This window comes from Mesorhizobium sp. B2-2-4 (assembly GCF_006442375.1).
Taxonomy (GTDB): Bacteria; Pseudomonadota; Alphaproteobacteria; order Rhizobiales; family Rhizobiaceae; genus Mesorhizobium.
The window spans coordinates 281247-291869 of the sequence record NZ_VFWB01000008.1 but is presented as its reverse complement, the minus strand read 5'-3'; the positions used below and the strand labels follow the sequence as shown (position 1 = coordinate 291869).

General features: G+C 60.5%; 23 protein-coding genes. 16 read left to right on the top strand and 7 right to left on the bottom strand.

Annotation, left to right across the window (positions count from 1 at the left end):
• Positions 1-75: 75 nt before the first annotated feature.
• Genes FJ959_RS22225 through FJ959_RS22205 form a run of 5 tightly spaced genes read right to left on the bottom strand, consistent with a single transcriptional unit; the run spans position 76 to position 1957 of the window.
• Complete coding sequence (locus tag FJ959_RS22225; protein ID WP_140632035.1) at positions 76-258, bottom strand: hypothetical protein; 183 nt, start codon at positions 256-258, stop codon at positions 76-78.
• Positions 255-584: a hypothetical protein gene (locus FJ959_RS22220; RefSeq protein ID WP_181171945.1), complete on the bottom strand. Its 330-nt coding sequence runs from the start codon at positions 582-584 to the stop codon at positions 255-257. Before FJ959_RS22220 ends, FJ959_RS22225 begins: the two co-directional genes overlap by 4 nt.
• Positions 581-1279 (bottom strand): hypothetical protein, encoded by a 699-nt coding sequence (locus FJ959_RS22215; RefSeq protein WP_140632031.1) that lies wholly within the window; start codon positions 1277-1279, stop codon positions 581-583. Before FJ959_RS22215 ends, FJ959_RS22220 begins: the two co-directional genes overlap by 4 nt.
• A gap of 38 nt (positions 1280-1317) precedes the next feature.
• Positions 1318-1725: a hypothetical protein gene (locus FJ959_RS22210; protein WP_140632028.1), complete on the bottom strand. Its 408-nt coding sequence runs from the start codon at positions 1723-1725 to the stop codon at positions 1318-1320.
• Positions 1718-1957, bottom strand: coding sequence for a hypothetical protein (locus tag FJ959_RS22205; RefSeq protein WP_140632026.1), 240 nt, complete (start codon positions 1955-1957; stop codon positions 1718-1720). The genes FJ959_RS22210 and FJ959_RS22205 overlap by 8 nt, the downstream gene beginning before the upstream one ends.
• A gap of 259 nt (positions 1958-2216) precedes the next feature.
• Here FJ959_RS22205 and FJ959_RS22195 point away from each other — a divergent pair, with 259 nt between their 5' ends.
• Positions 2217-2585, top strand: coding sequence for a helix-turn-helix transcriptional regulator (locus FJ959_RS22195; RefSeq protein WP_140632020.1), 369 nt, complete (start codon positions 2217-2219; stop codon positions 2583-2585).
• A gap of 211 nt (positions 2586-2796) precedes the next feature.
• Here the strand turns inward: FJ959_RS22195 and FJ959_RS22190 are convergent, their stop codons facing one another.
• Together FJ959_RS22190 and FJ959_RS22185 are read right to left on the bottom strand one after the other, a co-directional pair.
• A complete protein-coding gene (locus FJ959_RS22190) occupies positions 2797-3141 on the bottom strand; it encodes a hypothetical protein (protein ID WP_140632018.1) in 345 nt (114 codons plus the stop codon).
• A 293-nt stretch (positions 3142-3434) separates the two neighbouring features.
• Positions 3435-3761, bottom strand: a complete 327-nt coding sequence (locus FJ959_RS22185; protein WP_181171946.1) for a helix-turn-helix domain-containing protein — start codon at positions 3759-3761, stop codon at positions 3435-3437.
• A gap of 164 nt (positions 3762-3925) precedes the next feature.
• Between FJ959_RS22185 and FJ959_RS22180 the strand changes: the two genes are divergently transcribed.
• From FJ959_RS22180 to FJ959_RS22110, 15 genes are read left to right on the top strand one after another with little or no spacing between them, the layout of a single operon-like run.
• The gene (locus FJ959_RS22180; RefSeq protein WP_140632014.1) at positions 3926-4123 is read left to right on the top strand and encodes a hypothetical protein; all 198 of its coding nucleotides are present in this window, start codon (positions 3926-3928) and stop codon (positions 4121-4123) included.
• On the top strand, positions 4120-4443 hold the full coding sequence (locus FJ959_RS22175) for a hypothetical protein (protein WP_140632011.1): 324 nt from the start codon (positions 4120-4122) through the stop codon (positions 4441-4443). The genes FJ959_RS22180 and FJ959_RS22175 overlap by 4 nt, the downstream gene beginning before the upstream one ends.
• Positions 4443-4652, top strand: coding sequence for a hypothetical protein (locus FJ959_RS22170; RefSeq protein ID WP_140632009.1), 210 nt, complete (start codon positions 4443-4445; stop codon positions 4650-4652). Before FJ959_RS22175 ends, FJ959_RS22170 begins: the two co-directional genes overlap by 1 nt.
• A complete protein-coding gene (locus FJ959_RS22165; protein WP_140632006.1) occupies positions 4652-4846 on the top strand; it encodes a hypothetical protein in 195 nt (64 codons plus the stop codon). Before FJ959_RS22170 ends, FJ959_RS22165 begins: the two co-directional genes overlap by 1 nt.
• Positions 4846-5028: a hypothetical protein gene (locus FJ959_RS22160; RefSeq protein ID WP_140632004.1), complete on the top strand. Its 183-nt coding sequence runs from the start codon at positions 4846-4848 to the stop codon at positions 5026-5028. The genes FJ959_RS22165 and FJ959_RS22160 overlap by 1 nt, the downstream gene beginning before the upstream one ends.
• Positions 5025-5888, top strand: a complete 864-nt coding sequence (locus FJ959_RS22155; protein ID WP_210239536.1) for an ERF family protein — start codon at positions 5025-5027, stop codon at positions 5886-5888. Before FJ959_RS22160 ends, FJ959_RS22155 begins: the two co-directional genes overlap by 4 nt.
• Complete coding sequence (locus FJ959_RS22150; RefSeq protein ID WP_140632001.1) at positions 5885-6532, top strand: lambda exonuclease family protein; 648 nt, start codon at positions 5885-5887, stop codon at positions 6530-6532. Before FJ959_RS22155 ends, FJ959_RS22150 begins: the two co-directional genes overlap by 4 nt.
• 2 nt (positions 6533-6534) lie before the next feature.
• Positions 6535-7356, top strand: coding sequence for a recombination protein NinB (locus FJ959_RS22145; protein ID WP_140631999.1), 822 nt, complete (start codon positions 6535-6537; stop codon positions 7354-7356).
• Complete coding sequence (locus tag FJ959_RS22140) at positions 7356-7772, top strand: hypothetical protein (protein WP_140631996.1); 417 nt, start codon at positions 7356-7358, stop codon at positions 7770-7772. The genes FJ959_RS22145 and FJ959_RS22140 overlap by 1 nt, the downstream gene beginning before the upstream one ends.
• Positions 7772-8164: a DUF968 domain-containing protein gene (locus FJ959_RS22135; RefSeq protein WP_140631994.1), complete on the top strand. Its 393-nt coding sequence runs from the start codon at positions 7772-7774 to the stop codon at positions 8162-8164. Before FJ959_RS22140 ends, FJ959_RS22135 begins: the two co-directional genes overlap by 1 nt.
• Complete coding sequence (locus FJ959_RS22130; RefSeq protein ID WP_140631992.1) at positions 8161-9240, top strand: hypothetical protein; 1080 nt, start codon at positions 8161-8163, stop codon at positions 9238-9240. The genes FJ959_RS22135 and FJ959_RS22130 overlap by 4 nt, the downstream gene beginning before the upstream one ends.
• The gene (locus tag FJ959_RS22125) at positions 9237-9689 is read left to right on the top strand and encodes a hypothetical protein (protein ID WP_140631989.1); all 453 of its coding nucleotides are present in this window, start codon (positions 9237-9239) and stop codon (positions 9687-9689) included. Before FJ959_RS22130 ends, FJ959_RS22125 begins: the two co-directional genes overlap by 4 nt.
• Positions 9686-10123 carry a hypothetical protein gene (locus FJ959_RS22120; RefSeq protein WP_140631987.1) on the top strand — a complete coding sequence of 146 codons (438 nt, stop codon included), beginning with the start codon at positions 9686-9688 and terminating at the stop codon, positions 10121-10123. The genes FJ959_RS22125 and FJ959_RS22120 overlap by 4 nt, the downstream gene beginning before the upstream one ends.
• Positions 10116-10376, top strand: a complete 261-nt coding sequence (locus tag FJ959_RS22115) for a hypothetical protein (RefSeq protein ID WP_140631984.1) — start codon at positions 10116-10118, stop codon at positions 10374-10376. The genes FJ959_RS22120 and FJ959_RS22115 overlap by 8 nt, the downstream gene beginning before the upstream one ends.
• The gene (locus tag FJ959_RS22110) at positions 10369-10623 is read left to right on the top strand and encodes a hypothetical protein (protein ID WP_140631982.1); all 255 of its coding nucleotides are present in this window, start codon (positions 10369-10371) and stop codon (positions 10621-10623) included. The genes FJ959_RS22115 and FJ959_RS22110 overlap by 8 nt, the downstream gene beginning before the upstream one ends.

Below are 10623 nucleotides of genomic sequence, written 5' to 3'. Positions count from 1 at the left end.
CATTCAGAGAGAGGTCAAGAAATGGATCGAACCACACGCTTGCAGGCACAGAGGCCGATCCAGATGGAACTTTTTTCATGGGCGAAAGCTCCTCGCCCAAAACTTGGAAACCGGGACCGAAGCGACCGCATAGGCAACCGCCAGCGGCCAGCCAACGATGACGATCCATTCACGCAGGCCCGCGGGTACATCCCGCCCTACGGCAGCAGCCGCGCCGATCACGCCAAGCAGATAGAGTGAGGCGGCGAGGACGGTCATTGCCGACCTCCGAAAGCTTCGACGGCCGCGGCGATGATCGGATCGGTTACGCCGATAAAACCGCTGCACGCGACCGCATCGAGGATGCGCTTCAAATGGAACTCGGCGCCTTGGTCATCGACCAGTTCAATTGTGCGGTTCATCCCTGGACGGGTGCGCACGGCACCGCGAAGTTCCAAGCTTTTGACCAGTTCGAATGCCCGGCTGCGAGACGCCACACCAATGCCGGCGGCGATCTCGCTATAGCTTGGGGCAAAGCCCTTCTCGGCCTGAAACGACCGGATGAAGGAAAGGGCGTCGGACTGGCGCTGAGTGATACCGTTCATGCCGCCACCTCGAATAACCCGAGTTGGTCTTTGGCGACTGGCGGCGTGTCGGCGTCGGTCTGCGGGAATTTCCTGCATGCCTTCTTCCAACTGACCCAGCGGACTGGAACCTGATGAACGGGGCGCTTGCCGATCTCGAAAATGAACCAGGCGAAGCACATGCCGGCATTGGACAGCTTCGGGCCGTCGTAGCCATGCCTGTGCATCATGGGCAGGCGCTCGCCGATCACGTGAACCCGGCGAAGTCCGACGCGCGGGAACCAGAGCATGCGACCTTCGCTCTCGAGGAAGGCAAGCCGGCACAGGAGCGCCACATAGGGCGACATCGCCACCGCGCGCTCAACAAACGTCTCGATGATGTTGAAGGGTGGATTGGTGACAATCCCGAACTTGTCGCCGTGGTCGGCCCGCAGGCGATCACCGTGGCGCACCGCAACCTCGCCGGTGAAGTCGACTTGCGCTTCGCTGCCAGGGCAACCCCAATTATTCAAATCGGTCGCATGGACATGGTAACCACGGTTTCGCAGGGGCAGCACCAGCGCACCATTGCCGGCGGCGGGCTCCCATATCGTCCGGGGCAGTCGCTTGCCCTCAGCGACCAGCAGCGGCGGCAGGGCCGCATAGGGCGAGCCGTAGAAATCATCGCCACGAACAGCCGCGCTCGCCGTCTTGTTGCCTGTCAGGAGCCCGGCCATCTATCCGGCCCTCGCCGGGCTTGTCTGCGCGGTGCAGATCATGCGGCACCCGCCGAGGCTGGACGCCCCTCCCCGACCCGATCAAGATGGAGGTGCGAAACAACATCATGATGAATCGGAAAGGGACGAACTTGGAAAACAGGATCGTAGAACTTGAGGTCGGACTGCGCATCGCCGAGGCGCGAGCCGACTTGGCCTTCAGCCTGATCGACTTCCTTTGCGACCAGCTTGCCGGTTCCGGCGTCATTAACTGGACGTCGAGCGATCTGAAGCGGCAATACCTCATCGAAAAGGACTTCGACATCGCCGATCTGGGCATGGAGTTCGCCCGCCTCGATCTCGACGAGAGCAATTCCGACGATTTCGGCGATGCCGTCAAGCTGCACGTGGCTCACACCAAAATGCGCATGGCCTTGCGAGAGAAGATCGCCCACGAGATTACGCATGAACGCGACCCATCTTGAGGTCACGCCGGGCGGTGCCAAGCGGCGACAGGCGGCGCAGTTCGGCGAGCTGCGCGATCCTCCTTTCGAAGGCTACATCGCGGCGGTACTTACGCAACACCGCGGCGCCGGTCGCTCTGTCCACGCGACAGAAACCGGCAGAGGCCGGAATATCGAAGCGCAACAGGAGCGAATATGCGCTGACGTTGAACGGGTCTCGAAGAGAGCGGTTCATGCTGCGTCCTCTTGGGCGGGGGCGCTCGCCTCCAGTGCATGGAGAAGCTTTCTGGCCGGCCCGCGCGGCAGCATGCCGTTCTCCCAGTTGGAGACCGTGCTTTGGTCAACGCCAACTGCGTCGGCAAGTTGGGCCTGGGTTAAACGGAGCTTTGTCCGGATCGATCGAACGTCAATTTCTTGTTCCATGCCCAGATTATGGAAAACTCATAGTCGCATGTCAATGAGTATCTCATAATAATTTCTGGCAAACTCAGAGGATGGAATTGCACGAGCGTTTAGCGACCGCGCGAAAGCAAGCGGGATACGATTCTGCGGTGGAAGGCGCTGCCGCCGTGGGCGTGCCCTATGGCACCTACTCAGGCCACGAAAATGGGAGTTCGGGCTTCCGGGCCGACAAAGGCGAACTTTACGCCCGGAAATTCAAGGTCCGCTTTGAGTGGTTGATGCGGGGTACCGGACCTATGGTGGATCTGGCGTCGAAATATCGCGAGCTGCTCACGACTTTCGATAGCCTTCCCCCTGAGCTCCAGGAATCTTACGCCGATGTTCTGCGCAAGCTTGCAGAGCCTTACCAACAGAAAGAGCCTGATCAAGAACGCTCTCCGGCAAAAGCAAAATCAGCTTAAGCACCGCGTCCCTCTCGACTATCTGCCGCATTTCCTGAAGCGAGACACCGTCTGCGAGGGTTCTTAGATTTTGGATGGTGTCCTCATTCCGCGTCTTTCCGCGCGGGATGTATTGGATCATTTCCCCCGGCCCCCTTTTTTGTTCCCTGTTAATTTACGGCGACGGCCCATTCGTGGTGCGGTCACATTGGATTTCGATTAACGGATTATATCAAGCTGTAATAATGAGCTTCGATGCCTGTGGATAACTGGTAGCACATAGTGGGACATTTGTAGCATCCGGTGGACCGATTTCAGGTTGTAAACCTTTGCGCCATAAGTCGCAGCCATGCCTGCGCAAGACCGCATCACAATCCATGTCCGCATAACTCCTGAGTTGCTCAAGCGGCTCAAATTGGCGGCTGTTGAGGGGAACCGCAGCGTCAACGCTGAGGTAAGTGCCAGGCTCGATCGCTCTTTCTCGCTTGACGATTCTGACCGCGACGCGGCTCTCAAGCTCTTGGCTGAGGTGGCAACCATCATCGACAAGGGTCGCCCCACACGTTGAAGATTTCATTATTCGCCTCCCGGTTAGGCGAATAGGAAAGCTGTCCTACGGCGCAGAGTCAACGATCAATCCTGGTATCCGCCCGCTGAGGCTCCTGACAAGTACCTTCAGGAGCATGCGGCGTTTGGATAGATTCCTGACATCGGCGCTTGACCGGTAAGGCCCCAAAAAATGGTTGTCGGCTAGAGCTATAGAACTCCACCTCATAGCCCCTATACCAAAGAAAGAATCTACCGTTATTATGATGTACCGTTATTAGGGGTGTCACCAGTGACACCTAGTCAAAGTGTCACCAGTGACACCTAGACGGCCCACGGGAAAATCAGAATGTAGTGGTTTACGGCGCGGTTTCGGCGCCCTCGCCTGACCTGATCCCGGTCGATCAGTCCCTCCTCACGAAGCTTCTTCACGGCCCGCTTTACCGTCTCGACGCTCAGGTTCAGATCGGCGGCGATCGTCGTCTGCTGATGCTTGGTATGCCCATCGTGCCGGTTCATGTGCAGAGCAATGAAGATGCCGACGCGCTGGCAATCTGACGACAGGTAATCCCTGCCCAAGATGTGCCGTACCCACTCATCGCGATTGCGATACCACTCCCCAGCCAGGCTGAGGCCGACGTCGTTCTTCATCCATTTTTCCATAGCCTTGATTCGCATGGCGCCGCTGCGGTGTCAAAATATTTTATGACTTTCTCATAATTTTGCCTTGACGTTCTTATGAGTTTTCCATAATCTTCCCCTTATCAGCCACGAAGAAGCTTCGGCCGATCTGGCGACCCACCGAGGGAATGAAGATGATGAAGACCGCAGCCGCCAATCGCACATTCACAGTCTGCCGCGAAGCCACGCGCGACTTCGTCATGCGCGTCGAGGCCGAGAACGACTACGATGCCCGCAGCTTGGTCAGCCGCCTGACAGGCTGGCGTTTTGACAGCCTCACCACCAACGTCAAGTCGAGCGCCGTCATCTACGCCGAACAGGTGTCGGCATGAACGCCGCCCTTCACCCGGCCCCGGTCGCCGCCCACGTCTTTGACGAGCGCCTTGGCAACACCTGGCGGCACAACCTCTCCGCTGTCCGTGACGATCTTCTGATGATCCGCCAGCACCAGAAGACCATCGCCGAGGCAGACGAAATGCTGACCCCGACGGTCCGGCTTCACTCGGTCGGCTACGTCGAGCATGCCCGCAAGCTGCTCCCGTGGCGGCTGTCGCTCTACCTCGAACACGTCAAGGCGGTCTCGCTCGCCGAGGCCAAGATGGACGCGATCGGCATGGAATATGCCGCGTCGTCTGACGATTGGAGGGCGTGATGGCTTACGCCCGCCCCAGCCCGCGCACTTCGGAGCAGAGGGACGCCGACGCGCTCGACCTCCAGGTCTTCCGCTGCATCGGAGCGCTTCTCCAGTTCGCCGATGACCACAAGGACAAGGACGTCCGGGAGATGGGCATTGCCCTCGGACAGATGCGCCAGCGCGTCCGCAAGCACATGCACCCCGTCGATCAGAAGGAAACCGCGTGATGGGCAAATCCGATCTGGTCGATATCGAAGTGCGATCAATCCACATGACCGACAAGGCGATCCTCGTCACAGCCGACGACGAACGCAGGGTCTGGCTCCCATTCTCGAAGATCGAAATCGAGTCCACCGGCAAACCAAACATTTTCATCGTGACGATGCCCGAATCGTTCGCGCTGGAAAAGGAGCTGATCTGATGCCCCGCGATCACCTCGCCGAGTTGGCCCTCCTCGACCTGTCCCGCGCCCAGCGGATGGCGTGGGAGCGCCTGTTGCTCCTCACCGCCGGCATCAGCCCAGCCGAAGCCGAGACCATCGTAACCCTTGCAGAAAAAGACCGGCAGGCTGTCGCCGCCGTGGAGATGGAGTTTGCCGCATGAGCACGAACCCCATCGACAACGACTTTGATTTTGACGAAACCCCGGAAGGAAACCCCATGACCAGACCCGCAAGCATCGACGCCGACGTGGACGGTATCCAGTCGATCGGACAGGCAAGCACATCCGTTGTCGAGCAGGCCGGCCGCGCCATGGCCGCGCGCCAGTCGACCGCCGTCACGCCGATGGAAATGCTCGACCGGGCATTGGCCAACGGCGCCAGCCTGGAGACTGTTGAAAAGCTCATGGACCTTCAAGAGCGGTGGGAGGCCAACCAGGCGCGAAAGGCTTTCACCGAAGCTTTTGCCGCCTTCAAGTCGGAAGTCATCACTATCGTCCGCAATAGGGAGGTTACCGACGGTCCGCTCAAGGGGCGCCGCTACGCCGAACTTTTCTCATTCGTAGACGCCGTTACGCCGGCGCTGTCAAAGCATGACCTGACGGCAACGTGGAATATCACGCGGGACGAGAAAGACTGGATTGAGGTCACATGCACGATTGAGCATGTCCTGGGCCACTGCAAACGCGTTCCTATGGGCGGTCCCCCCGATACTGGCGGCGCAAAAAACCCAATCCAAGCCCGCGCCAGCACGGTCACCTATTTGGAGCGCCATACCCTCAAGGCAGCTTGCGGGCTTGCTGAGCAAGGCGATGACAAGGATGGCAACATCTCGCAGAAAGGACCAAGCGGGCCGATCACAGATGCTCAGCGCGATACGCTCTTGGCTCTGATTGAAGAAACCGGAACCGACGTCGTCAAGTTCTGCGAGTGGGCGAAGATAGAGGCTGTCTCCGACCTGCTGGCCCGCCATTTCGACAAGGCCGTCGGCGTTCTTCAAGCTCGCAAGGAGAAGGCCGCGTGATCGAGATTTTCGACTGCGAGCAAGGCTCGGATGACTGGTTTGCATGCCGGGCCGGCATCCCGACAGCTTCCAAATTCGCCACCGTCATGGCGAAAGGCGAAGGCAAGACGCGTTCGGAATACATGCGCAAGCTTGCCGGCGAGATCCTGACCGGCGAGCCGATGGAGTCCTATACCAACGCGCACATGGAACGCGGCAAGACCATGGAGGACGAGGCTCGAGAAACCTATGCCTTCATCAACGACGTCGAGATCAAACGCGTCGGGTTCATCCGCAACGGAAACAAGGGCGCCAGCCCCGATAGCCTGATCGGCGAAGATGGCGGGCTCGAAATCAAAACCGCGCTGCCTCACATCCAGATCGAGCGGCTGTTGCGCGGCGATCTTCCGCCGGAGCACAAGGCCCAGGTTCAGGGGAACCTCTGGGTAGCAGAGCGGGATTGGTGGGATTTCACCAGCTACTGGCCGAAACTCCCGGCTCTCACGGTCAAGGTGAGGCGCGACGAACCCTACATCCAGAACATGGCCGGCGAGATCGACCGGTTCAACGACGAGCTGGCAGCACTGGTCGAGCGCATCCGCACTTACGGAAGTCGCTCCCATGTCCTGAAAAGTCAGCTCGTCCAAAGCGTGATGGCTGGTTGATCGTGGGCCGCGCTCTTCTCGTTTTGAATACGGAAGCCGATCGGCAGAAGGCCGCGCATTGGGTCAGCAAGGCCCCGTGGGGCACGCGCATCGAGTTCAAGGCGTCCAAGCGCTCGCTACCGCAGAACGACCGCCTGTGGGCCATGCTGACCGACGTGGCGGCGCACATGAAGGCGCTGGGCCGCGACTACACCACGGAGGAATGGAAGCTCCTGTTCATGAGCGCCTGGGGTCGGGAGATACGGTTCCTGCCCGGTCTCGACCAGAAAACATTTGTGCCGGTCGGCCAGTCGTCATCCGACCTGTCCAAGCAGGAGATGACCGACCTCATCGAATTCATCTACGCGTGGGGCGCCGAGAATGGCGTCACCTTCAACGATCCCAAGGAACAAGAACCATCGGCCGACGGCTCCAGCGTCACCGATGACGGCAGCGGGGTTGATGCCCCCCATCGTGGCCCCGCTGCCGACCAATCAGAGCCTGCCAGCGGCGGGCCTGCGGAGGCCGGCGACATGGGAGCGCGGGAAGAACCCGACGCGTTGCCGGCCTCCAACTCTCTTTCGGACGAGGACAAGGCATTCCTGGTCCGTGTCTTCAAGACCATGAAGGCCGCCGTCGGACCGGAACTCAATGTGTTCAAACGGCAGGCCCTGGTGTTCACCGACGAGATCGGCGGCAAGTCCAATCTGGTCCGCGCCAAGGCGACCAAGATCAGAACCGAGCTTGAGCGCTGCTGCGGAGATGAGCCCGCGGCCGGCACGGTCGAGGTCGGGAAGTATCTGGCCGGCATCATCGGTGTAGACGCGGCGGAGCTTGCGGACTGATGGCCACCATCATCATCTACGGCCAGTCGCACATGATATGGACGTGCAAAACTTGCGGTGTGGTCGCAACCTGTCCGACCGATCTCTACGACCAGCGGCGCAAAAGCGGCGGCTTCAATTCCTGCCCGAGCGGCCACCAGTGGGGCTGGTCCAAAGAGGATAGCGAGGACGAGAAGGTTCGCCGTGAACTTGACCTTTTAAAGCAGCGCTTGGCGCAGAAGGACGACGAGATCGCCTGGCAGCGACGCATGCGCGAGGATGCCGAGAAAACAGCCTCCGTCCGCAAGGGTCAGGTCACTCGTCTTCGCAACCGCGCGGCCGCCGGCGTGTGCCCCTGCTGCAATCGTACCGTTTCGCAGATGGCCAAGCACATGCAGTCCAAGCATCCCGGCTTCAAAGCCGAGGAGGTGGCGTGATGGCCGGCTTTGCAATCAAGCGCCCGCCGACGGCGTTCTCCACCTCGCCCGCGAAAGGCCGCCGCCGGCCGCGCCAGGAAGATGACGCGCACCTGAAATGGATACGCACCCTTCCCTGCATCGTCACCGGCGGCCGGCCCGTTGAAGCGGCTCATATCCGGTACGCGGATCCTGCCTACGGGAAGCGGGAAGTCGGCGGTGCGGAGAAGCCTGACGACCGGTGGACGGTCCCGCTGAGCGCAGCGCTCCACCGGGAGCAGCACAGCCAGGCAGAGCGGGCCTTTTGGGAAGGTCACGCCATCGACCCCTGCCGGGTTGCCTTGGCCCTCTATGCGGTCAGCGGTGACGATGAGGCCGCCGAAATCATCATTCGTTCATCGAGGATGCCATGACCGAGAGCACCGCCCCTCTGAAGCCTGCCCTGGAACTGCTTGCACGAGCCTTCGACAAGGAGGACGCATCGCAGCGCGGGGAACCTGATCCGTGGCTTGACGGCGGCGATGATGCCGAATGGGTTTCGGAGCGCTTGGCCTGTGCGCAAGTTGCGATCCGCGCCTATCTCGCCGCTTCCCGCGCCCCTCAAGAGCAGGGAGTGAAGGTGCGAGCCCTGATTTGGAATGAATACGAGCGCGAGGGCGTCATTGATGAGTGGGACGCATTCAGCGGCTTCGACGGCTACTACAATATCAAAATGGGCAGTTCCGCCTATGTGGTGCTGTGTCCCGATGCCGAGCATGAATGTGACACGCTTGAAGCCGCCAAAGCTGCCGCGCAGGCCGATTACGAGCGTCGTATTCTCAGCGCCCTCTCCATACAGGAGCCGGCATCGGAGCCGGGGACGAAGCCATGGGGTTGGACTTGCACTGGCTTTGGTGATGGATGGGAAGAAATAGACGTTCTGACGAGAGACCCAGAACTGGCATCCCATAGAGCCAACAGCTCGAATTGGACAGTGACGCCTCTCTTCACCCATCCACCCGCACCAGCAGTCCCAGCGGACCTGCGCCCGGTCATCTTCATGGACGAGAAGGGCAACGCGACCACGACCGATGGTCAAGCCGTGAAGGCGATGTTTAATGCCCTTCCGAAGCCCCCGATTGGCCAGAAGCTTCTCACCCTTGTGCCCGCCAGCTTTATCGCATCGCTCACTGCGGAGCGGGATGAGGCGCGGCGCGAAAACTCGCGCTGGCAGGAAAATTGGGACGCCAACGTGCAGGAGATGTCGGAGCGATTCCGGGCCGTCAACGTCGCAAAGGTCATGGCCGGCACGAACATCGATCTTCTGGCCCGCGCCGAGAAGGCCGAAGCGGCTCTTGCTGGCGCTCTGGAGGCGTTGAACCCGTTCGCGATTCCTCTCGGGCCGTCCTATCAAGCCCTCGATGATCGCGAGCAATTCCGAACATATTTCACGCTCGGAAACATCCGCGCCGCAGGTCGCATCATTCAATCCCAGAGGCCAGAACAATGAACGTCACCGAAATTCGCGCGCTGATCGAACGTCTGGATTCGCACATGGGCAAAGCCGATATGGGCGAAGTCTTGCGCGATTGCCGCCTCGCCGCAAAGACCCTCGAAGCCGCCCTCTCCGCATCCCCTGTAGGGCAGATAGCGGAGCCTGTGGCCTGGGCGAAACGCGAACATCTTGAAATGGGCCGACATCAGTTTTCGACCGTGCGAAGCCCAACTCCCGGATTCGATGTCCCACTTTATCTATCCCCCACTTCTGTAGGGCAGATAGCGGAAGGGTGGCGCATAGTTCCGGTTGAGCCGACCGAGGCGATGATTAACGCTGGTGTCAGCGAGGCGCACGGCAAAACCTGGGGGGACATCGTGGCAAATTGCCATCGCGCCATGCTCTCCGCCGCTCCTGCACCACCAGCAACCGGATGGCAGGATATTCCAGAGCCCCGCCCATGACCATAGAGCGGATAGAGAAGGAGCTGCGGGACGGGCTGGACAAGGTGACGCCAGGTCCGTGGTTCGCGCTTGGCCCGAAGGGCAGTGAGAGTTGTGGAGGGGGCACGATCGCCACTACTCCGACATACCAGGACCAGGCGTTCGCTCCGCTGGCTGACATTCGTTCATGGTCGGCAGGCATCACCCAGGAAGAGGCGAATAGAAACGCCGCCCATATCGCCCGCTGCTCTCCCGACAACATCCGCGACCTACTATCCGAGATAGAGCGCTTGCGGGAGGACGTTCTCGCCGTCTACGACGAATGCGAAAGCGTGGCTGTGCCTCACGAAGAAGGCTCATTCCAGCAGGTCGAAGCCTATCGCCGCACCATTCGGGCGCTCAAGGCCCGCGCCCTCACCATCCCCGGCGATAAGGAGGGCGGCGATCATGGGTGAGCCGAACGCAACGCATTTCGTCATCGATATGACGCAGCCTTTCCCAAAGCGCTGGAGTTCGCCGCTTGGGCCGATCACTGTCATGGCCGGGCCGGTCAAAGGCTACCTGATGGTGAGGCGCCCTCACGCGGCTCCTTTCGTCATCGGGCTTTGGCAACTGCTAAACGCAGAGAAGCACCCGTTGGGGCCGTTCGCGCCGATCACGAAGAAACCGCGCCGCCGCCCCAGCCGGTCCGGTGATGGTAATGGCTGAGCGGGCGCCAGACAGTATCGCCTATCCGCCGCGCGGGTTGAGCCGGGAGGAGGCGGCACGCTATATCGGCGTTGGCCCTACTCTGTTCGATGAGATGGTGGCAGACGGCAGGATGCCGCGTCCGAAGCGGGCCAATAGCCGGACCCTATGGGACCGGATCCAGCTCGATGCATTCTTCACCGACTTGCCTGGGGATGACGGTAACAAGATCGATCGCATCTTGTCGGGGCGCAACCGCGCGGCTTAG